Annotated in this window: 20 protein-coding genes and 1 tRNA gene; 10 read left to right on the top strand and 11 right to left on the bottom strand. The window is 58.6% G+C overall.

All coding sequences use genetic code 11. The features are described from left to right. The 5 genes from LN415_04425 to LN415_04405 form a co-directional block, all read left to right on the top strand. The coding region (locus tag LN415_04425) for an iron chelate uptake ABC transporter family permease subunit (GenBank protein MCJ2556336.1) at nucleotides 1-928 on the top strand (928 nt) is incomplete at its 5' end. Next, a complete protein-coding gene (locus LN415_04420; GenBank protein MCJ2556335.1) occupies nucleotides 918-1,724 on the top strand; it encodes an ABC transporter ATP-binding protein in 807 nt (268 codons plus the stop codon). The genes LN415_04425 and LN415_04420, both read left to right, overlap by 11 nt. Next, nucleotides 1,725-2,519, top strand: coding sequence for a hypothetical protein (locus tag LN415_04415; GenBank protein ID MCJ2556334.1), 795 nt, complete (start codon nucleotides 1,725-1,727; stop codon nucleotides 2,517-2,519). A gap of 96 nt (nucleotides 2,520-2,615) precedes the next feature. Continuing rightward, nucleotides 2,616-3,398: a collagen-like protein gene (locus tag LN415_04410; protein ID MCJ2556333.1), complete on the top strand. Its 783-nt coding sequence runs from the start codon at nucleotides 2,616-2,618 to the stop codon at nucleotides 3,396-3,398. 201 nt (nucleotides 3,399-3,599) lie between these two features. Continuing rightward, entirely contained in the window at nucleotides 3,600-3,758 is a 159-nt protein-coding gene (locus LN415_04405; GenBank protein MCJ2556332.1) for a hypothetical protein, read from the top strand. An 89-nt stretch (nucleotides 3,759-3,847) separates the two neighbouring features. Here LN415_04405 and LN415_04400 read toward each other — a convergent pair whose 3' ends face one another. Beyond that, nucleotides 3,848-4,249: a hypothetical protein gene (locus tag LN415_04400; GenBank protein MCJ2556331.1), complete on the bottom strand. Its 402-nt coding sequence runs from the start codon at nucleotides 4,247-4,249 to the stop codon at nucleotides 3,848-3,850. 406 nt (nucleotides 4,250-4,655) lie between these two features. Between LN415_04400 and LN415_04395 the strand changes: the two genes are divergently transcribed. Together LN415_04395 and glmS are read left to right on the top strand one after the other, a co-directional pair. Further along, complete coding sequence (locus tag LN415_04395) at nucleotides 4,656-5,846, top strand: NTP transferase domain-containing protein (GenBank protein MCJ2556330.1); 1,191 nt, start codon at nucleotides 4,656-4,658, stop codon at nucleotides 5,844-5,846. Between the two features lie 2 nt (nucleotides 5,847-5,848). Next, nucleotides 5,849-7,639, top strand: coding sequence for a glutamine--fructose-6-phosphate transaminase (isomerizing) (gene glmS / locus LN415_04390; GenBank protein MCJ2556329.1), 1,791 nt, complete (start codon nucleotides 5,849-5,851; stop codon nucleotides 7,637-7,639). On the opposite strand, the gene LN415_04385 is transcribed toward glmS, so the two are convergent. Further along, complete coding sequence (locus tag LN415_04385; protein MCJ2556328.1) at nucleotides 7,626-8,495, bottom strand: DMT family transporter; 870 nt, start codon at nucleotides 8,493-8,495, stop codon at nucleotides 7,626-7,628. The two genes, glmS and LN415_04385, sit on opposite strands and share 14 nt — an antisense overlap. 77 nt (nucleotides 8,496-8,572) lie before the next feature. On the opposite strand from LN415_04385, the gene hisS reads away from it, so the two are divergent. Then, complete coding sequence (gene hisS, locus LN415_04380) at nucleotides 8,573-9,844, top strand: histidine--tRNA ligase (protein MCJ2556327.1); 1,272 nt, start codon at nucleotides 8,573-8,575, stop codon at nucleotides 9,842-9,844. Here hisS and LN415_04375 read toward each other — a convergent pair. The 4 genes from LN415_04375 to LN415_04360 all read right to left on the bottom strand — a co-directional run bounded on the left by LN415_04375 (nucleotide 9,845) and on the right by LN415_04360 (nucleotide 12,416). Then, nucleotides 9,845-9,917: transfer RNA gene (locus tag LN415_04375), tRNA-Asp, on the bottom strand. Between the two features lie 62 nt (nucleotides 9,918-9,979). After that, on the bottom strand, nucleotides 9,980-10,624 hold the full coding sequence (fsa, locus tag LN415_04370) for a fructose-6-phosphate aldolase (protein MCJ2556326.1): 645 nt from the start codon (nucleotides 10,622-10,624) through the stop codon (nucleotides 9,980-9,982). Next, nucleotides 10,621-11,583, bottom strand: coding sequence for a transketolase family protein (locus tag LN415_04365; GenBank protein ID MCJ2556325.1), 963 nt, complete (start codon nucleotides 11,581-11,583; stop codon nucleotides 10,621-10,623). The genes fsa and LN415_04365 overlap by 4 nt, the downstream gene beginning before the upstream one ends. After that, on the bottom strand, nucleotides 11,580-12,416 hold the full coding sequence (locus LN415_04360; protein MCJ2556324.1) for a transketolase: 837 nt from the start codon (nucleotides 12,414-12,416) through the stop codon (nucleotides 11,580-11,582). Before LN415_04360 ends, LN415_04365 begins: the two co-directional genes overlap by 4 nt. A gap of 130 nt (nucleotides 12,417-12,546) precedes the next feature. On the opposite strand from LN415_04360, the gene rpe reads away from it, so the two are divergent. After that, nucleotides 12,547-13,209, top strand: a complete 663-nt coding sequence (rpe, locus tag LN415_04355; GenBank protein MCJ2556323.1) for a ribulose-phosphate 3-epimerase — start codon at nucleotides 12,547-12,549, stop codon at nucleotides 13,207-13,209. Between the two features lie 28 nt (nucleotides 13,210-13,237). Beyond that, nucleotides 13,238-13,423: a hypothetical protein gene (locus LN415_04350; protein ID MCJ2556322.1), complete on the top strand. Its 186-nt coding sequence runs from the start codon at nucleotides 13,238-13,240 to the stop codon at nucleotides 13,421-13,423. Nucleotides 13,424-13,473: 50 nt separating this feature from the next. Here the strand turns inward: LN415_04350 and LN415_04345 are convergent, their stop codons facing one another. Genes LN415_04345 through LN415_04325 form a run of 5 tightly spaced genes read right to left on the bottom strand, consistent with a single transcriptional unit; the run spans nucleotide 13,474 to nucleotide 20,931 of the window. Further along, nucleotides 13,474-15,876: a hydrogenase iron-sulfur subunit gene (locus LN415_04345; protein MCJ2556321.1), complete on the bottom strand. Its 2,403-nt coding sequence runs from the start codon at nucleotides 15,874-15,876 to the stop codon at nucleotides 13,474-13,476. A gap of 4 nt (nucleotides 15,877-15,880) precedes the next feature. After that, nucleotides 15,881-16,993 carry a (Fe-S)-binding protein gene (locus LN415_04340; GenBank protein ID MCJ2556320.1) on the bottom strand — a complete coding sequence of 371 codons (1,113 nt, stop codon included), beginning with the start codon at nucleotides 16,991-16,993 and terminating at the stop codon, nucleotides 15,881-15,883. Next, complete coding sequence (locus tag LN415_04335) at nucleotides 16,993-17,412, bottom strand: hydrogenase iron-sulfur subunit (GenBank protein ID MCJ2556319.1); 420 nt, start codon at nucleotides 17,410-17,412, stop codon at nucleotides 16,993-16,995. The genes LN415_04340 and LN415_04335 overlap by 1 nt, the downstream gene beginning before the upstream one ends. After that, nucleotides 17,413-20,403, bottom strand: coding sequence for a CoB--CoM heterodisulfide reductase iron-sulfur subunit A family protein (locus tag LN415_04330; protein MCJ2556318.1), 2,991 nt, complete (start codon nucleotides 20,401-20,403; stop codon nucleotides 17,413-17,415). Continuing rightward, nucleotides 20,404-20,931: a 2-oxoacid:ferredoxin oxidoreductase subunit gamma gene (locus LN415_04325; protein MCJ2556317.1), complete on the bottom strand. Its 528-nt coding sequence runs from the start codon at nucleotides 20,929-20,931 to the stop codon at nucleotides 20,404-20,406. Nucleotides 20,932-20,937: the final 6 nt, after the last annotated feature.

Below are 20,937 nucleotides of genomic sequence, written 5' to 3'. Positions count from 1 at the left end.
CATCGGAGTGGGGACGCCCATCAGATATTCCTGGGCGGACTTCTTCGATTCCATTCTTGCGGAGGGACCACTTTCCAGCATATTGGTCAACCTGAGGCTGCCGAGGATCCTGCTCGCCTGTGCGGTCGGAGCGGCCCTCTCCATCTCAGGCGCGGTCATGCAGTGCCTATTCAGGAACCCTCTTGCGGAGCCATACATCCTGGGCGTGTCCTCCGGCGCGGCCGTCGGCGTGTCCTTGGGTCTCATCTGGGGGCTTACCTCCCTCCTCTCCACGCCGATCCTTGCCTTCTCCGGTGCTCTCATCACGGTCGCGGCCGTGTACGGAATAGCGCAGGTCAGGGGCAGGATCAAGACGGACACGCTCCTGCTCGCGGGCGTCGCGATCGCGTCCTTCCTCTCCGCCGTGAGCTTCTACATGCTCTACGCCGCAGGAAAGGACAGGGACCTGATAATCTCCTGGATAATGGGCAGCTTCGCCCTGACCACGTTCGATGAGGTCCTCATAACGACGTTCGTGCTGGCGATGGGAGGGCTCGTCGTCTTCCTGTTCGCCAGGGACATGAACGTGATGCTGATGGGCGAGGAGACAGCGAAACAGCTCGGAGTGGACGCCGACACGGTCAAGATAATAGTCCTTGTGACCGCATCGATCCTCGCGGCGATCGCGGTCGCCTTCGTGGGAATAGTCGGCTTCGTGGGTCTCATAATCCCCCACATAGTCAGAATGACGCTCGGTCCCGATAATCGCATCCTCATCCCCGCGAGCGCTTTCGCGGGGGGAATATTCCTCATCTGGATGGATGTCCTAGCGAGGACCGTGGCGGGGGGACAGGAAATCCCCATAGGGATAATAACCGCCTTCTGCGGAGCTCCGTTCTTCATATATCTTCTCCGCTCGAGGAAGACAGGGTTTGCTTATGCTTCTTAGAATCGACGGCGTCTCATGCAGCTATGACAGCACGGAGGTCCTGAAGGACGTCACGTTCGACGTGCCCTCGGGAACGCTGTTCGGTGTCGTCGGTCCGAACGGGTGCGGAAAGACGACCCTCATCAGATGCATCAGCAGGGTCCTGGAACCCATCGGCGGAGTCGTGTGGCTGGATGCTGACATGTTGTCGACGATGAGCTTCCGCGATGTGGCGAGCAAGGTGGGCGTCGTTCCGCAGACCACCCGCCCCGGGTTCGCGTTCACGGCGTACGAGATTGTCGCCATGGGGAGGACACCGTACATCGGACGTCTTCAGATGGAGTCCGAGGAGGATCTGGCGGTTATCAAGGGAGCGATGCTGTCGACCGACTGCTGGCACCTTCGGTCGAGGATGTTCTCCGAGCTCAGCGGCGGCGAGCAGCAGAGGGTGGTCATAGCTAGAGCGCTCGCCCAGGATCCGAGAGTGCTGCTTCTGGATGAGCCGACCTCTCATTTGGACCTGGGCTATCAGCTGCAGATCATGGACATGATCGAGAGACTTGCGGGGGAGAGGAACCTCATCGTTGTCGCGATATTCCATGACCTGAACATGGCCGTCAGGTACTGCGAGAACGTCGTCCTTCTCGACAAGGGAAAGGTAGAAGAGGTCGGCGGGACGTTGGACGTGCTGACGAACGAGAACATCGAGAAGGTGTACGGCGTGAAGGTCGCGATCGAAAGAAGCCCTTCCACGGGTCTGGTGATGATAGTGCCCACTGCAAGGAGAGCCAAGAGAGGCAGCGGCGGGGGTGATTGATTGACGTTGCTGAGGGACCTCAGGGAGACGACGAAGCTGCTCATCCTCCTGGAACTGGTCAAGCGGGAACACTCGAAGCTGAAGACACTCGCCGAGAGGTTCGGGATGACCGTTCAGGGGATATCGGACTATCTGAAGACGATGACCACCGAGGGCCTCGTGCACAATGTCGGAGGGGTGTACAAGCCCACGAAGGAGGGCGTTCAGTTCCTTCACGACAGGTTCTCCGAGCTGAGGAGGTTCATCGAGTCCTCCGCCAAGGACCTGGCCATAATCGACGTGTGCTGGGCAATCGCCGCCTCCGACATCAGGAAGGGCCAGAAGGTCGGGCTGATTATGGAGAACGGCTACCTGAAGGCCTATCCCGGAAGGAGCTCTTCGTCCACCGGCCGCGCTCTCTTCGGCTCGAAGAAGGGCCAGGACATCGCGATCTCTGAGCTTGATGGCATAATGGGTTTGAATCCAGGGAAGCTGGTCTTCGGGAAGATACCCGGGCTCGAGAAGAAGGGCAGCAGAGGAGCGAACCTCTCCAAGTTGAAGCATCTGATGAGCGGGGAGAACCCTGACCTCATAGCCGTGTCCGGCGCCTCGGGAAGGGCCCTCGCTGGTCGAGCTGGACTTGAGCCCGACATAGAGTTCGCACCCCTTCAGGCCTCGATTGAGGCGGTCGAAAAGGGCCTCAGCGTCCTCTATCTCTGCACGGAGGAGAACTGCAACGAGGCCATCTCTCACATCATGGAGAGGAACGCGAACTCCGAGGACAAGATCGCGTTCGAGGTCATATCCCTGGACTGATTCTGGGCGCTATCGTCGATTTCCTGCGCATGGGCTCATTTCGCCCCAATCCTTTTATTCGACGAATTAATGTTGACCATTGGAGGATGTTCTCTCATGAGTGAACCACATAGTATTAGCAGTGAGCAAGTTCCTGAGCCGATTCCAGCCCCAAGGACCGACGTTTCGAAACCGGGTCTCGTGATCGCGGTCATCGCGCTCGCCTTGGCCCTGATCGGGATGGTGGCATTTCCGGGACCCGCGGGAACCGTTGGAGCACCAGGACAGGAGGGTGAACAGGGACCGCAGGGTCCACAGGGAAGTGTTGGCCTGCAGGGACCAGATGGCACGAACGGAGTTGATGGCGCGGATGGTATCGCCTGCTGGGACCTCAACGGGAACGGAACGGGAGATATCCCGGCAGAGGACATCAACGGCGACTTGGCCGTGGATGTGCTGGACTGCACGGGACTGCAGGGGCCTCAAGGCAACACGGGTGCCCAGGGTCCTCAGGGTGATCCTGGCCCGCAAGGACCGCAGGGTATTCAGGGCCCGCCCGGGATCGGGGTGGGACGTGCCGTATTCTCCCGCACAAACCTCGACACCGCGGGTAGCGTGGGCTGGCACACGTCCATAACGATCGGCGTCGACGGCCTCGGCCTGGTCAGCTACTACGACTGGATGAACGAGGACCTCAAGGTCGCCCACTGCTCGGACGTCGCCTGCACGGCCGCCACCCTCACCGCGCTCGACGTCGCGGGCGTTGTGGGCCTGTTCACGTCCATCACGATCGGCGTTGACGGCCTCGGCCTGATCAGCTACCACGACAACTCTAACGGCAATCTCAAGGTCGCCCATCTGTCCAACGTGTTCGGCCTCCCTTACGTCCGGTACCGATAGCCGCATGAGGCCCCCGCGGAGGAGACCACGGGTCAAATAGTATTCAACATCAATTGGATCACGAGATTAGCCTCCGTCTTCCCTCTATCTCAAAGGCTCTGAGGAAACGCTTTTCTGAGTGTAAGTCATGGACTCTCTGTGAGGGATCGAGTGAGTGTTAAGTTCCATATGCTCATGTTCGGTGTTGGTTGTGGCTTGCTGTTGGCTGACCTAGTAGTCCTCATCGTTGGGGCGATCCACTCTCCTCATGAGAGGACCATCCTCGCTGATGCGATTATTCTGATAGGCATGCTTGCCATACCGTTTCTTGTCTATCCTTCACTCATTACACTTAGAGACTTCACGAAACTGAAACTGTAGCTACCATCTTGCCTCTATCTGAAAGGCTCTGAGGAAATGGTCGCAGTGCACAGGGGAATGCGACAGTCCTGAGAGGAAGGAGTATGTCTTTACTTCGAAGCGATTGCATCTGGTGAGCTTTCCTTCCGCACGGCAATGACATTGAGAACTATCGCAGAGCCGAAGACCACCCATTCAAGGGCAAGCCCACCAAGACCCCTCCAGGAGATTCCACGGATGTCCAGGTCGGCGACACTCATGCCAACGACTATCAGGAGTGTTCCGGCAATCCATATTCTGAAGTTCAATGCAGGCAAATCAGGGGACTTGATATGTGCGTAGCCGGACAGAATGATCCCGAGTATGGTTGTGACCAGGGCAATCATCGCGATGGGGCTCCAGTGAAGGTACAATATGAAGGGGGTGAAGATGACCACGGTCACCACTCCGAAGATCAAGACTAACCGAGCCATCATCTTGGCATACATCCTGATCTTGGCGTCTCTGTCCATCCAGGGAACCCTTACGATCGTATCCCTCCGGTCGGTACGAGAATCGCTGACGTGAGGTTAAGTGTTTCCCCGAAACGATTTCATATGGGCGGGTGGATTACTCATTCGGCTGAGAGGGATTGAGTGCGAACAGGAAGTACTCTGGTGGGAATCTTCTTCATTGTCGCGTCCATCATCGTTCTATTCTTGACTCTCCTTGGCGTATACAGTCCATGTTTCGGTTGGATTGATTTCCTCATATCCTTTGTCATGGGTATCATATTGGTCGTCAGGGGACTAGGGGAGTACTGATTGGCCTCCGTCTTGCCTCTCTCAAAAGGCTCTGGACCCGTAGCCTTCTCAGCTGTGTCTGAGAAAATGGACAAAAGAGTTAAATCGATCCTGGGTTTCTTATGCGAGTGGTACAATGAAAGCTGTCATTCTGGCCGCTGGAGAGGGAAGCAGGCTTTGGCCGTTCACATATTCGAAGCCGAAGGTCATGATCCCTGTGGCGAACAGGCCGATCCTGGAGTACGTCGTGAGGTCCCTGGTCGCCAATGGAATAAACGACATCATCATGGTCGTGGGATACAAGAAAGAGAGGATAATGACCCACTTCGAGGACGGACGCGACTACGGGGCCCGCATCGACTATGCGGTTCAGAAGAAGCAGCTGGGAACCGCCCATGCTCTGTTGGCCGCCAGCAAGATGGTGAAGGGCGATTTCGTGGTCCTTCCGGGAGACAACGTGATAGATCCCAACGTCGTCAAGGACCTTCTCTCGGCGGACGAGTCTCCGTGCGCGCTCATCACGGAGAGCGAGATACCCTCGAAGTACGGCGTTGTCCAGATACGCTCAGGGAAGGTCGCGGACATCATGGAGAAGCCGGAGGAGATGGTTGGTAATCTCATAAGCACGGGCATCTATCGCATGTCCAGTGATGTGTTCACCAGGATCAGGTCGCACTCCAGGAAGGGCGTTCACGATCTCACATCCGTGGTCAGAGACCTGTCAAGCAGTGACGACGTCCTCGCGGTTCACACGAGCGGGAAATGGATAGACGCCGTGTACCCGTGGGACATACTGAGAGTCAATGAGACCGTCCTGAGGGACATCGGGGAAGAGAAGTCCGGCAAGGTCGAGAAGAACGTCACGATCAAGGGGCCAGTCCTCATCGGCGAGGAGTCCCTGCTCAGGTCGGGAAGCTACATTCAGGGTCCAGTCGTGATCGGGAGGGGCTGCGAGATAGGCCCCGGAACGGTCATTTACCCCTCGACGAGCATCGGGGACAATGTCAGGGTCTCCGCGAACTCCGTCGTGGAGGAGAGCGTCATCATGTCCGACGCCACGATCGGGCCAGGCTCCCACCTCTCGCACTGCGTCATAGGCGAAGGGGCCTTCCTGAGGTCGCGGTTCTCCTCGAGCTCGTCGACGGCGACCATGAGTGTCGAGGGCGACTTCCACAAGGTCGGTGACATCGGGTCCTTCCTCGGGGAGGATGTCTTCTGCGAGGACGGCGTCGTCGCCTCCCCCGGATCGATCGTGGGGGCGAAGTCCAGAGTCAGCGCGATGAGGGTCCTCAGAGGGACCATTCCAGACAAGAGCCTCGTGGTGTAGGTATGTGCGGTATAGTTGGCTACACAGGGTCTAGAAAGGCCGCCCCTTTGCTCTTGGATTCTCTCAAGAGGCTGGAGTACAGGGGATACGACTCTGCCGGCGTGGCCATCGTGGGCAAGAAGCTGAGGATACACAAGGACAAGGGCGAGATAGACAACCTCAGGGGATCGATGCCCAACATCTCCGGTGTCTACGGCATCGCGCACACGAGGTGGGCAACTCACGGCAAGCCGACCAAGGTCAACGCCCATCCGTTCGTCGACTGCAAGGGCGAGATCGCCATCATCCACAACGGCATCATCGAGAACTACCTCGAGCTGAAGGAGTCCCTTATCAAGAAGGGGCACAAATTCAAATCCGAGACAGATACGGAGACGTTCGTCCACCTGCTGGAGGAGAACTACACTGGGGATTTGGAATCCACCTTCAGGAAGGTCATTCCCATGCTGAAGGGTTCCTTTGCCTTCGCCGCAGTTCATTCAAAGGAGAAGGGCAAGATCGTCGTTGCCAGGAAGGAGAGCCCGCTCGTCCTGGGGATCGGAGAGGGCGAGAACTTCGCGGCGTCCGACATATCCGCTCTCCTCAAGGAGACGGACAGGGTGGTAGCGCTGCACGACAACGAGATGGCCGTCCTGACCCCCGAGTCCGTCGAGATCACGACCTTCGAAGGAAAGGAGGTCACGCGTCGTTCTGAAAGGATCAAGTGGACCGTTGAGGACGCCGAGCGCGGCGGGTACGAACATTTCATGCTCAAGGAGATATTCGAGCAGCCTCAGGCCGTCCACAACACGCTTCTCGGGCGCGTTGCCGACTTCGATGTCAGCCGCTTCGGCCGGGATGCGTTCCCCTCGATAAAGATCGTGGCCTGCGGGACCTCCTACCACGCCGCACTGGCGGGCAAGTACATACTCGAGGACATAGCGAAGGTCCCGACGGAGGCACAGCTCGCTTCCGAGTACAGATACTCCACGGCGGCCTTTGGCAGACCCCTCGTCCTGCTGATCAGCCAGAGCGGTGAGACCACCGATACTCTCGGCGCGGCGAGAGAGGCCAGAAGGCGCGGACGGAGGAGCCTGGCGATCACGAACTACGTGGGCAGCTCGATCACCAGGGAGGCCGACGACGTCATCTACACGCGCGCAGGACTGGAGATCGGAGTGGCCGCCTCGAAGACGTTCCTGACGCAGCTGGTCTCCCTCTACATACTCTCCATTCAACTCGGGCTCGCGAGGAGAACGCTGAGCTTCGACGAGTCCAGGAAGATGAAGGAAGAGCTCCGCCTGATGCCCCGGGCGGTCCAGGGCGTGCTTGACGAGCACAAGGCGATTCAGAAGATCGCCAAGAAGTACCACAAGGCCAGGGACATGTTCTTCCTGGGCAGAAACGTGAACTACCCGATCGCACTCGAGGGCGCTCTCAAGATGAAGGAGATCTCCTATATCCACGCGGAGGGCTATCCAGCCGGTGAGCTGAAGCACGGCCCGCTCGCGTTGGTGGGAGAGGAGACGCCGATAGTCGCCGTTGCCATCAAGGACCACACGTACGAGAAGATGCTCAGCAACATCAAGGAGGTCAGCGCGAGGAGCTCGCCGGTGATCGCGATAGCCTCGGAGGGGGATAGGGACATAGAGAAGTATGTCGACGACGTCCTCTACGTTCCAGACGTCCCCGCTATTTTCACGCCGATACCGGTGACCGTCGTCCTGCAGCTCCTTGCGTACTACACTGCCAAGGAGAGGGGATGCTCGATAGACAAACCCAGGCATCTCGCAAAGAGCGTTACCGTGGAGTAGTCTCCCTGTTCCATGAGATTAAGATCATGGCGAGCAGCACCAGCAGTCCGCCCAGAAGCAGCGGTGCCGTGATCTGTTCGCTCAGGAACAGAACGGACAGGATTATGGCGAACAGGACCTCGGCCGTGAGGAGGATGGAGGATGTTGTCGCCCCGACCCTTCTGAGCCCGACGAGGTAGACGAAGAGTGCCAATGCTGTGCAAACGACGCCCAGGTAGAGGATGCCCGCCCAGCCCTCCAGAGCTATCCCCGTGGATGGATAGAACGCCACGAGCGGAGAGAGAATGAGAGCGGTCTCGGCGACGACTGCCATCGAAACGTCCGCGATCTCGTGCGTGTCCAGGAGCCTCTTCATGAGGACTATGAACACCGCCCATGAGAAGCCCGAGGCGACCAAGATGCTCTGACCCAGCAGTTCCTCTGACGCGAAGAAGGACAGGTCGCCTTTGGATGTGAGTATCAGGATCCCGCCGACGCCGAGGGCCAGAGCCAAGGCCTTCCAGACCGTGATCTTCTCTCCCAGGATGTAAGCGGCGAGAATGGCGACGAATATCACGTTGACGTTGATGAGGAGGGCGGACTCGGAAGCCAGCGTGTACTGCATCCCGATGTGCTGGAGGCTGTATCCCAGGGCATTGAGACCCGCCAGAATCCAGATGGCCTTCACTTTGAAGATGGCCATTCGCGAGAACGCCATGACGAAGACGAGCCCGATTGCGCCCGCGATGAGCATCCGCACAGCCGTCAAGAAGTAGGGGTTCACGTAGTCTAGCGTCACTTTGATGAGAGGGAACGAGGACCCCCACATCAGGGCGGAGGCCACAATGAGCAGATGAAAGCCCCGTTTAGACTCCATTTCCCCTGCAAAGGTCAGTTTCCGCTATTACCTTTTTCGTGAAAACCTTTAAGTCAGCCCGACTCAATCGGCGCGCAATGATTCCGCGCCCCAAAGGCACGAGGGACTTCTCCGTCGAGACAATGGATAGACGCAACTATGTCGAACACCTGTTCCGGGATGTCTGCAGGCAGTACGGGTTCGGGGAGATACGCACGCCGACGTTCGAGCGCACCGAGCTGTTCACCGCGCGTTCCGGGCCAGAGGTCGTCAAGGACATGTACGCCTTCAAGGACAAGGCGGGGAGGGAGATCGCCCTGAGACCGGAAGTCACCGCCTCGGTGTTCCGGTACTTCGTGAGCGAGATGCGGAACGCCCCCAAGCCGCTGAAATGGTACTACATGGCGAACTGCTTCCGGTACGAAGAGCCGCAGAAGGGGCGGTACAGGGAGTTCTATCACTTCGGGGCGGAGCTGATAGGCTCGAAGCCCCTGTACGGGGACGCCGAGATAGTCTCTCTCGCCGTCAGGTGCCTGTCCTCAACGGGAATGAAGCGGATCGCGGTGCGTCTGGGCAACATCGGCATCCTCAGAGGCGTGCTCGACATCCCCCGCGAGGAACAGACCAGGTGTCTGCAGCTCCTGGACAAGAGGGACCTCGAAGGCCTTCGGGCGACGCTGGATTCGCTGGGAAGGGCGGACCTGTACGAGCCCTGCGAGAAGTTGATTGGCCTCCGAGGCGGGGATGAGATACTCGCTGAGGCCGAAGGACTGGTGTCATCCGAGGAGGTCAAGGACCAGATCGAGTACCTTCGCGTTCTTGCACAGAGGCTGAGGAAGTATGGGATGGAGGACTTCGATCTGGACCTGAGCGTGATAAGGGGTCTCGACTACTACACGGGGATGGTCTTCGAGATCGACTCGCCCGACCTCGGTGCTGAGAAGCAGATCTGTGGCGGGGGGTCCTATTCGTTTGGCGATGCGATCGGAGGCGGAGAGATCTTCGCTACAGGTTTCGCCATCGGGTTCGACAGGGTTCTCTTGGTCCTCGAGGAGCAGGGAATCCAGCTTCCCTTGCCGAAGCTCGACGTCTTCGTCGTTCCCATAGGGGAAACGATGCGGGACAACGCCTTAGGGATTCTGCGGGAACTCAGAGAGGGAGGCCTGTCCTGTGACATGGACCTCAACGAGAGAGGCCCCTCCAAGAACCTCGACTACGCCAATGTCACGAAAGCCAGGATCGCCATCCTCGTGGGAGAGGACGAGTGGTCCAGAGACTCAGTATCGGTGCGGGACATGCAGTCCGGGGATCAGAAGGAGGTCAAAACGGAGAAGCTGGCGGAGGAGATCTCCACCACGCTCCGGGATTAGCGCCCCGAACGGAATTTGAATCCGTGTCCCGAGCTCGACAGGCTCGGATGATAGGCCGCTACACCATCGGGGCTTTCCTATGAGATTCACTTTCCGAATATTAAGGTTTGTCCGCAGCCAACCTGGTGGCGGCGGTCACTTCGGTATCTTCTTATAGTCTTCCAAGAACTTCCTTATCCCGACGTCGGTCAGGGAATGCCTCGCCATCTTCTTGAGCACGTCGAACGGAACGGTGGCTATGTGGGCTCCCGCCAGGGCGGATTCGAGGACGTGGATCGGATGCCTGACGCTCGCAACGATCACCTGCGTGTCGAAGTCGTAGGTCTCGAGTATCGTCACGGTCTCCCTTATCACTTCCATGCCGACTTGTCCCTGATCGTCGAGCCTTCCGATGAACGGGCTCACATAAGTGGCTCCCGCCTTCGCGGCGAGCAGGACCTGGTTCGAGGAGAAGACCAGAGTGACGTTCGTCTTGATATCCTCATCCTTCAGCACCCTCGTTGCCTTCAAGCCCTCGGGCGTCATGGGGATTTTTATCACAACGTTCTTATGGATCTTGGAGAGCTCCCTGGCCTCTTTGACCATGCCCTCTGCGTCCTCGCTCACGACCTCAGCGCTGATGGGTCCGTCAACGATCTCGCAGATCTCTCTGACGACCTCCTCGAAGTTCCGACCCTCTCTCGCGATGAGCGTGGGATTGGTAGTGACACCATCCACGACTCCCCAGCTGTTCGCCTCCCTGATGTGCTCAACATTCGCGGTGTCCAAGAATATCTTCATAGGGCTCCACCCTTCCTTCTCATGACGTCGTGCGTCGCCTCGATTATGTTCTCGGCCGTCAACCCGTACTTCTCCATCAGCTCGTCCGAGTCCCCGGACTCTCCGAACACGTCGGGTATCCCGACGCGCTTCATGGGGACATGCGCGTTCTCGGCCAGGTCCATCGCAACAGCGGCTCCCATTCCCACGGTGACGCTGTGCTCCTCCGCCGTGACGACAGCTCCAGTGTCCCTTGCTGCCTTGATCAGGGCCTCCCTGTCAAGCGGCTTGATCGTGCTCATGTTCAGGACCCTGGCATCGATCCCCTCCTTCGTCAGCTCGTCGGCCGCGACCAAGCACCTTGACACCATCACGCCCGTTCCGATGAGCGTGACATCGTCACCGTCCCGGAGGACTGTTGCCTTGCCGAGCTCGAAGTCGTCCTGAATGGACGCGATCGTGGGGACATCCGCGCGTCCCATCCGGAGGTATACGGGGCCAACATAGTCGGCGACCGCCCTTATTGCCAGATACGTCTCGGGTGCGTCAGCGGGCACGACCACCGTCATGTTCGGGAGAGCTCGCATGAGGGCGATGTCCTCCACGATCTGGTGCGTGGCTCCGTCGCCGCCGACCGTTATTCCCGCGTGCGTCGCGACTATCTTCACGTTCATCTCTGGATACGCTATCGACTGCCTGATCTGGTCGTACACCCTCCCCGTCCCGAAGGCCGCGAAGGTGCTCGCGAAGACGGTCTTCCCCGAGGCCGCAAAACCCGCGGCGATGCTCATCATGTTCTGCTCTGCGATCCCGACGTTGAAGTGTCTCTCCGGGAACTCCTCTGCGAACACGGAGGTCTTGACGGACGTGGAGAGGTCGGCGCTCAGAACGACTATGTCCTTTCTCTCCCTTCCGAGCTCAAGAAGGGCCTTCGCCCAGAAGTCCCTCTGGCTCTCCTTCTTCCAGGCCCCGTAGTTCATGGTTCGCCCCCGAGCTCGGTCATCGCCTGCTCGTACTCCTCCTCGTTGGGTGCCTTTCCATGGAACCCGACCGCTCCCTCCATGAAGCTGACGCCCTTTCCCTTCAGCGTCCTTGCTATGATCACAGTGGGTTTGCCTTTCACGCTCTCAGCCTTGTCGAAGGCTTTCAGGATCTCCGTGAAGTCGTGCCCGTCGATCTCGAGGACCTTCCATCCGAAAGCCTTCCACTTGTCCGCAAGTGGCTCGAGGGACATTATGTGCTTCGTTGGGCCGTCAAGTTGCATCAGGTTCCTGTCCACTATGGCACAGAGGTTGTCAAGCTTGTAGAAGGACGCCGACATGGCCGCTTCCCATGTCTGACCGCAATCGTTCTCGCCGTCCCCGACCATCACATAAATGCGGTAGCTCCGTCTGTCGAGCTTGGCCGCGAGGGCCATTCCTATTCCGTTGGAGAGGCCTTGGCCTTCCGATCCCGTGGAAGCCTCGACGCCAGGGGTCTTCCTCATGTCCGGATGCCCCTGAAGCCTGCTCCCGATCTTCCTCAATGTGTCCAGTTCCTCGATGGGGAAGAAGCCCGTTTCCGCAAGAGCCGCATACCAGGCGGGACACGCATGACCCTTGCTCAGGACGAACCTGTCCCTGTCCACCCAAGATGGGTCCTTGGGGTCCACGTTCAGCACGTGGAAGTACAAGGCGGTGATCACATCTGTGGCGGAGAGCGAGCCCCCGGGATGTCCCGACCCCGCCTGATAGATCATCCGTATGAGGTGTCGGCGGATCTTGAGAGCTTCATACTCCAGTTTACCTATCAGTTCTCGACTGTGCTTGGGCATAACAGGACCTCCCCACCTAGTCGAGTGGGTAACAAGCTCAAGCGTAATAAGATTTCGTGTTAAGGGAAATCCGCACTCTCGAGACCGCGACCTCAAAAGCCTTTAATAACCTCTGGGCATTCAGCGGAACGTGGTCAAGATAGCACCTTCCATTCTGTCCGCGGATTTCTGCAAACTCGGGGAGGAAGTAGTCGCTGCCGAGAAAGGCGGAGCCGACATGATACACATAGATGTCATGGATGGTGTCTTCGTGCCGAACCTCACAATAGGACCTCCCGTGGTCAAGCGAATAAGGAAATGCACGACCCTCGAGTTCGACTGCCATCTGATGGTTCAGAGACCGCAGACGCTCATTCAGGATTTCATTGCCGCCGGTTCCGACCTCATCACGATCCATGTGGAATCGGACAAGGACACGGATGCGGTCCTGGACGAGATCCGGGCGGGAGGGAACAAAGCGGGACTGTCTCTCAACCCGGGAACCCCACTCTCCGAGGCGGGACCCTATCTCGAGAAACTGGACCTTCTCCTCGTGATGACGGTTCACCCCGGGTTCAGCGGGCAGAAGTTCATGCCCGAGGTCGTGCAGAAGATCAGAGATGCGCGCGGGAAGATCGAGGAACTGGGAACCGGAATCGACCTGCAGGTCGACGGCGGGATTGACCCCACGACCGCGAGGTCCGTCGTCGAGGCTGGTGCAAACGTCCTCGTGGCGGGTTCAGCGATCTACGGCGGGAACGTGGCCGAGAGGATCGCGGCCCTGCGGAAGGCGGCGGAATCAGAAAGTTATTAAGGTCTAGCGGTAATTGAAGGAGGATTAGATGGAACCATTCAGGGCCAAGCTCATACTTCTCTTCGTCTCCGTGATACTCCCGTTGCTCCTGATCCTGCTCGGGGCGGTCTTCGATTTCGGCGGGATTCTCCTGGTCATGGGAGCCCTGGTGTGGATGGGGTCGTCTCTGATCATCTTCCTTCCGTTCATGGAAGAAGAGGAGCATTCTCGTTAGTCATCACAGGTCCGAGCTCATGACCTGAGGACGTGGTCGCATGAAATCGACTAGGCCTTCGCCTTCAGCGCCTTCTTCGTCTTGCTGATGTCCTTCTTGGTCACTTGAGAGACGATCTCGTCCATCTCTTTCATCTTCGACGCGAACCTGTCGGCCTCCGCGGCAGATATCCATTCCAGCTGGAGCCTGTCCGGGTCCACTCCCTTCCTCTCCAGCTTCTTCTTCCACCGCTTCACTCTCTTGACGGTCTGCTGGTTCGCGCTGATGTAGTGGCAGTCCTGAAGATGACACCCGGAGACCAGCACAGCGGCCGCACCCTTCTCGAACGCCCGCATGACGAACTTCTCCGCGACGCGGCCCGAGCACATCGTTCGGATCACCCGCGAGGACGTCGGGTACTGCATTCTGGACACCCCCGCCAGGTCCGCTCCGGCGTAGGAACACCAGTTGCAGGCGAAGACCAGGACCTTGTCCTGCGGGTCCCGCTCGAGCGCGTGGTCGACCTGCGCCATGATCTGGTCGTCGGTGAAGTGCCTCATCGTAATGGCTCCGGTCGGGCATTCTGCCCCGCAGGTTCCGCACCCTGCGCAGGCCGCCTCAACCACGGTAGCGAGCTTCGCCTCCTTGTCAGCGGTGATCGCGCCGTAGGGACAGACCTTCTCACAAGCCCCGCAGCCCGTGCACAGCTCGGCATCTACTATGGGCGTCAGGGCCTCGACGGTGACCTCTCCGCGTATCATGAGCCTGTTGGCCCTTGCCGCTGCCGCCGAGGCCTGGGTGACGCTCTCCTTGATGTCCTTGGGGGCCTCCGCGGTTCCAGCGAGGAAGACGCCTCCGGTCGACGTGTCGATGGGCTTGAGCTTGGGATGCGCCTCCAGGAAGAACCCGTTCGAGTCAGTCGAGATGTTGAGCAGCCTCTGGACGTCCTCCCTGTCGTCCTGCGGCTCGAGGCCTATTGAGAGGATGACCACCCCGAAGTCGGAGTCGTAGATCTCCTGGAGCGTTGTGTTCTCCCCTCTCACCCTCAGTGTGCCATCCGGATTCTTCTTGATGTCGAAGGGCAGACCGCGAATGAAGCGGACGCCCTCCTGTCTGGCCCGCTTGTATAGGTCCTCGAACCCTTTTCCAAAGGCTCTGATGTCCATGTAGAACACGGTTATCTCGATCTCGGGCCAGTGTTCCTTGATGAGAAGGGCGTCCTTTATAGTCTCCATGCAGCAGATGTTACTGCAGTAAGGATTTCCCCTGTCCTCGGTCCTCGATCCAACGCACTGAATGAACGCCACGTTCTTCGGCTGTTCTCCATCGCTGGGTCGGATGAGGTGACCCTCCGTGGGTCCCGACGCGTTGATGAGCCTCTCGAACTCCAGCGTCGTGAGGACATCGGTGTATCTCCCGTATCCATACTCCTCCAGGTCTCTGGGATCGAAGGTTTTCATCCCAGTTGCGACTATGATTGTTCCGACCTCGATCTGGATCTCCTTCTCCGGGTCCATGTCGAAGTCTATGCACTCCTTGTCGCAGGCTTCGATGCACTTGTTGCAGGCCCTGACATTGGCCTCGTTGAGGCAGAGGTCCATATCGACGATGAAGCTCGACGGAATGGCCTGCGGGAATGGTATGTAGATCGCCTTTCTCGTCGTCAGGCCCAGATCGAACTCATTCGGTGTTGTGACCGGACAGACGTCGGTGCAGTCGTCGCACACCGTGCACTCGTCCGTGACGTATCTGGTCTTCTGCGAGATCAGGACGCTGAAGTTTCCGATGTAGCCGTCGATGTGTCTCACGGTCGCGTTGGTCAGCACCTCCACGTTCGGATGCCGGCCGACCTCTGACATCTTCGGGGCCAGTATGCAGATCGAGCAGTCCATCGTGGGGAACGTCTTGTCTATCTGCGCCATCCTCCCGCCGATGCTGGCCTCCTTCTCCACAAGGTAGACCTTGTATCCGCAATCCCCGAGGTCGAGGGCCGCCTGAATGCCCGCAACTCCGCCGCCGATGACCATCGCGGACTTCTTCACGGGGACCTTCTTCTCTATCTGGGGTCTCAGGAGGCGAGCCTTCGCGACGGCCATCGCAACGAGGTCCTTCGCCTTGTCCGTCGCACCCTCTTTCTCGTGAAGATGGACCCAGCTGCAGTGCTCCCTGATGTTCGCCATCTCGAGGAGGTACTTGTTCAGTCCCGCCTCTTCGCACGCGTTCCTGAACGTCTCCTCGTGCAGTTTGGGAGAGCATGACGCAACGACGACCCTGTTGAGCCTGTGCTCCTTTATGTCGTCCCTGATCTGTTGCTGTCCTGGCTCTGAGCACGTGTACATCTGGTGCTCGGTGTAGACCACATCATCCAGGGTCTTCGCGTGCTCGGCGACCTCTTCGCAGTCAACGGTCGCTCCGATGTTGAGCCCGCAGTGGCACACGTACACTCCAATCCTGATCTCTTCCTCTTCATCCATCCCGTCACGGCTCCAGTGATTCAGCTAACATCACGAATAGGTCCTTCACGTCTGTGTCGAGCTTGCTCTGCCCATCCATCGCGCATCTGTAATGGATGAGGCACTTGGGGCAAGCGGTGATCATCATGTCGGCGATCGTCGAGGCCTCCTCCAGGCGCTCCACCTGTATTCTCTTGGATTCCTGGTCGCAGTTCATCCAGCAGGAGGTCCCGCAGCACACCGATTTCTTCCTGTTGTCCTCCATCTCGACGAGTTCCAGGCCGGGAACGGCGAGCAGGAGGTCTCTCGGCGGCTCGTAGATGCCCTGGAACCTTCCCAGTCTGCACGAGTCCTGGAACGTCACCTTCTTGCCGTTCTCCTTGAATTCGAGGTCATCGATCCTATCGCCCAGGAACTGAGCAAGGTGGTGCAGCTCGATGTCCTCTCTCAGGTCCTTGTAGTTCTCCTTGAAGGTGTCATAGCACTCCGGGCACGTGAAGATGATCTTCTTCACCTTCGACTTGTTGATCCTCTCGGTGTTGATTCTTTCCAGGTCCTCGAACGTCTCCGTCTCCCCTGTCCAGAGCATGTCGTGCCCGCAGCACACCTCGTCCTTGAGGAGACGCGGCTTGATGCCAATGCTGTTGAGAAGCTTGACGGCGCTCTTCGTGGTCTCAGTATGGCTCCCGTGCTCACTAAGAACGGCATCGTAGTACGGCGCACAGCCGACGAACAGGAGGACATTGCTCCTCGGACTCGTCTCCAGCGAGTCATCCAGCCATTCCAGCCTCTTCTGCTTCACCTGGCCTCCTGCCATCAGTCTCATCAACGAATGAAGGATCCCCGCATGGGAGCACTCACCGTACGAACCGTCCTTCACGAGTTCGCCTCTGATCTCCCTCACGAAGGCGGGAAATTTCACATCGGACGGACAGTACGTGGAGCAGGCGTTGCACGTGAGGCATTCCCACATCTCGGCGGGACTGATTCCTTCCTCTCCGTGCGCGAGAATCGTCTCCACAATCCTTCGCGGGGAGTAGATGTGATCGTCGTGAGTAAGGGGACAGGCGAGAGTGCACTTCCCGCAGGAATAGCACATCTGGACGTTCGTGTCCCTCACCGCCTCATCGAGTTCCATCACGCGTCGCCTCCCGCCGGGCTGGGCCCTTTGACTCTGATCTCCTTGATGAAGTCCTCGATGACCTCGGCGAATCTCAAGCCCTCCGACGCTGATATCCACTCCAGTCGTATGCGGTCCTCGCCGATGCCGATGATCTCCGCCACCGCCTTGGCGGTCTCGATTCTTTCCTCCGCCCTCTCGTTCCCCGATATGTAGTGGCAGTCGCCCGGGTGACAGCCCGCGACGAGGATGCCGTCGACGCCAGTCTCGAAGGCCCGGAGTATGTGACCGGGGTCGACGCGACCCGAACACATCACCCGCACTATCTTGACATTGGGCGGGTACTGCAGTCTGGATGTTCCCGCTAGGTCGGCTCCGGAGTAGGCGCACCAGTTGCAGCAGAACGCGAGGATCTTCGGTTCGAACGGGGCCTTCATCTATTCCCACTCCAGACATTCTATGATCTTGTCAAGCTGCCCGCTCGTGAACCCGTGCACGTCCATCGCGCCCGTCGGGCAGGCCACGACGCACGCACCGCAACCCTTGCAGAGAACATCGTTTATCTTGGCGTACTTGACGCCCTCGGACTCCACGATATCGATCGCACCGAAGACGCAGACATCAGCGCACCTGCCACACCATCTGCACTGCGATTCGTTCACGTAGGCGATCAGGGGTTCGACCTCTATCCTGTCCTTGGAGAACAGGCCCAGGACCTTCGCGGCAACGCCTCTGCTCTGGGCTATGCTCTCCTCCGAAGGTTTGGCGGAGTGCGCGAACCCGCACAGGTAGACCCCGTCCGTCGAGAACTCGAGCGGTCTGAGCTTCATGTGGGCTTCCAGGAAGAACCCGTCCCCGCTCAGCGGGACCTTGAGCGTCTCGGAGAGGTTCTCGTTGTCTGGATTCGGGCGTATCCCCGCGCTGAGCACAAGGTAATCCGGCTCCAGGAAGACGTCCTCTCCCAACGTTGCATCCTTGACGACGACTCGTGGCTTCCCCTTCTTCTTCGTGACCTCGGGAGGGTTCTCGTCGTCGTACCTTATGAACACGACTCCCTTCCTTGAAGCCTCTCGGTAGTACTTCTCCTTGAACCCGTACGTCCGTATGTCTTTGTACAGGACGTACACGTTGATGTCGGGGTGCTTCTCCTTCACCCGCAACGCGTTCTTGATTGACGTGGAACAGCAGATGCGACTGCAGTTCTGGTACTCTGAGTCACGAGAGCCGACGCACTGTATCATGACCATGCTCTCGGGCTTGAAGTCCTTGTGCGACATCTTCTCCTCGAGCTCGAGCTGAGTCATGACGCGATCGCTCTTCCCGTACAGATATTCCGTGGGCTTGTACTCCACAGCGCCTGTGGCGACGATCACGACGCCGTGGTCGAACTCGTCCCCGTTCGCCAGCGTGGTGTGGAAGTTGCCTATGAATCCGTCGACGGACTCAACTTCCGTTCCCATATGAAGCGTAATGCTGTCATTATCCCTCACTTCCCGTATCATGCCCTTGAGGAGCTCCTGCGGGTCCTCGCCATCTAGCGTGTGTGCAACTCGTCTCAGATTCCCGCCAAGCTCCTTCGTCTTCTCCACGAGGTGCGCTCCTATCCCGTGCTCCGCCAATGACAATGCGGCTGTCATCCCGCTCAATCCGCCTCCGATGACGAGGGCGGTCTTGTTAACTGGAACGGACACCTTGTGCAGGGGTTCCAGCAGCCTCGCCTTCGCGACTGCGGCCGCGACGAGCCCTTTCGCCTTCTCGGTAGCCCTCTCGGGCTCCTTGGAGTGAACCCAGGAACAGTGTTCGCGTATGTTCGCCATCTCGAAGAGATATGGATTCAATCCAGCCTCCCTTATCGTCTCCTGGAAGAGCTTCTCGTACGAACGGGGCGAGCAGGAAGCGACCACTATTCGATTCAGGTCGTGCTCCTTGATGGCCTCCTTGATCTTCTCCTGTGTCGTGACGGAGCAGGTATACAGGTTGTCCTCGGCGTAGGCGACGTTCGGAAGCGTCCTCACGTGCTCGACGACGGAGGGGACATCGACGACACCGCCGATGTTGATGCCGCAGTGGCAGATGAAGACGCCAGTCCTGGGCTCCTCCTCTTCCGCCAGAACCTCTTCTCCCGTCTCGTCATCGGCAACTTCGACTTCTTCGAACACGGGAGCGATCAATGATGCGGCAGATGATTGACAGACCGTGTCCGGAATGTCCTTTGGCTCAGAGATAGTCCCAACGACGTAGACGCCGGGTCTCGTCGTCTGGAAGCTCTCATTCGGAGGGGTCTTGTAGAATCCGTACTCGTTGAGTTCAACGCCGGTGATCTTGCTGAGCTCTTCCGCCCCTTCTGGGGGTCTCAGACCAACAGATAGCACAACAAGGTCGAACTCCTTCAGCTCGATCTCGTCGCCGTCGATGTACACGACGAGGACTCCGTCCCCGGGAAGGGCAGGTTCCAGTGCAGAGACTCTGTTCCCTCTCCAGATCCTTATGCCGTGCTCCTCCTCGGCCCTGATGCGGTAGTCCTCGAACTGCTTCCCGAACGCCCTGAAGTCGATCGAGAAGATCTGGATGTCTATGGAATCGGAGTGCTCCTTCGCAACGATAGCTTCCTTGAGCGCATACATGCAGCACACGGAGGAGCAGTACTCTCCTCCGTACACCGTGGACCGGGAGCCGACGCACTGTATGAACGCGATGTTCTCAGGTTCCTTCCCGTCGGACGGTCTCACGACCTTCCCCTGCGTCGGCCCTGATGCGCTGAGAAGCCTCTCGAACTCGAGGCTCGTGATGACGTTCGGAAGCACGCCGTAGCCGTACTCGTGTATTTCGGAGGGATCGAACACGTCCGCTCCGGATGCGATTATGACGGAGGCGACGTCTATCCTGACCTCCTCCTCGCTCTGATCGAAATCGATGGCCTTGGCCTCGCAGAACTTCTCGCAGGCCCTGCACTTGCCGGTCTTGAAGTATATGCAGTTGTCCTTGTCTATGACGTAAGTGGACGGAACGGACTGAGGATACGCTCGGTATATCGCCTTCCTCTCGGAAGTGGAAGCGTCGTACTCGCTCGGAAGCTTGACGGGACACTTCTCCGCACAGATGCCGCAGGCGACGCACTTCTCCTCGTCCACGTATCTGGGCTTCTTGCGTATAGTCGCCGTGAAGTTGCCCTTCTCTCCCTCCAGTGCGATCAGGTCCGCATTCGTGACGAGCTCTATGTTCGGATGCCTCCCCGCCTCAACGAGCTTGGGAGACAGTATGCACATGGAGCAGTCGTTCGTCGGGAAGGTCTTGTCCAGCTGGGCCATGCGACCCCCGATGAAGGGAGAGCTTTCGAGAATGACCGCCTTGCGACCGGCATCTGCCGTGTCGAGCGCGCTCTGAATGCCGGCTATTCCTCCTCCTATCACCAGGACGCCCTTGTCCAACTAGTTCGCCACCGAATTCTTGCCGTGTTCGTATCCCTTCTCAAAGGCTTCGAGGTTGAGGTCTTCCGTCCCCTTCGGGACAGAGTCGAGTATGGCTTTCTTCATGGCATCGTGGCTGACCACATCCCCCACGGCTGCCAGGAACCCGAGCATCACGATGTTGGCTACGATCTTCTTCCCCAGTTCTTCCGCGATCCTCGTCGCGGGAGCCTTGAAGACCTTGTTCTTCTTCCTGAACGCCGACGCATCCACGAGGTCCTCGTCCACGATCAAGATGGCATCGTCGGCTATCTTGTCATGGTTCTCATTGAAAGCTTCCTGTGACATCAGGACGAGGATGTCGGGGACCGTCCCCATCGGGTAGTTGATGTCCTCGTCGCTGATGATGACATCCGCGAGGCAGGACCCGCCTCGGGCCTCTGGACCGTAGGACTGCGTCTGGACGGCCTCCTTCTTCTCATAGATCGCGACCGCCTTCCCCAGAATGAAGCCCGCTAGGATTATTCCCTGGCCGCCGAAGCCACCCATACGAAC

The sequence above is a fragment of the Candidatus Thermoplasmatota archaeon genome (assembly GCA_022848865.1).
GTDB lineage: Archaea > Thermoplasmatota > Thermoplasmata > RBG-16-68-12 > JAGMCJ01 > JAGMCJ01.
Note: the sequence above shows the minus strand (reverse complement) of the source record. Positions and strands in the feature narration are given on the sequence as shown.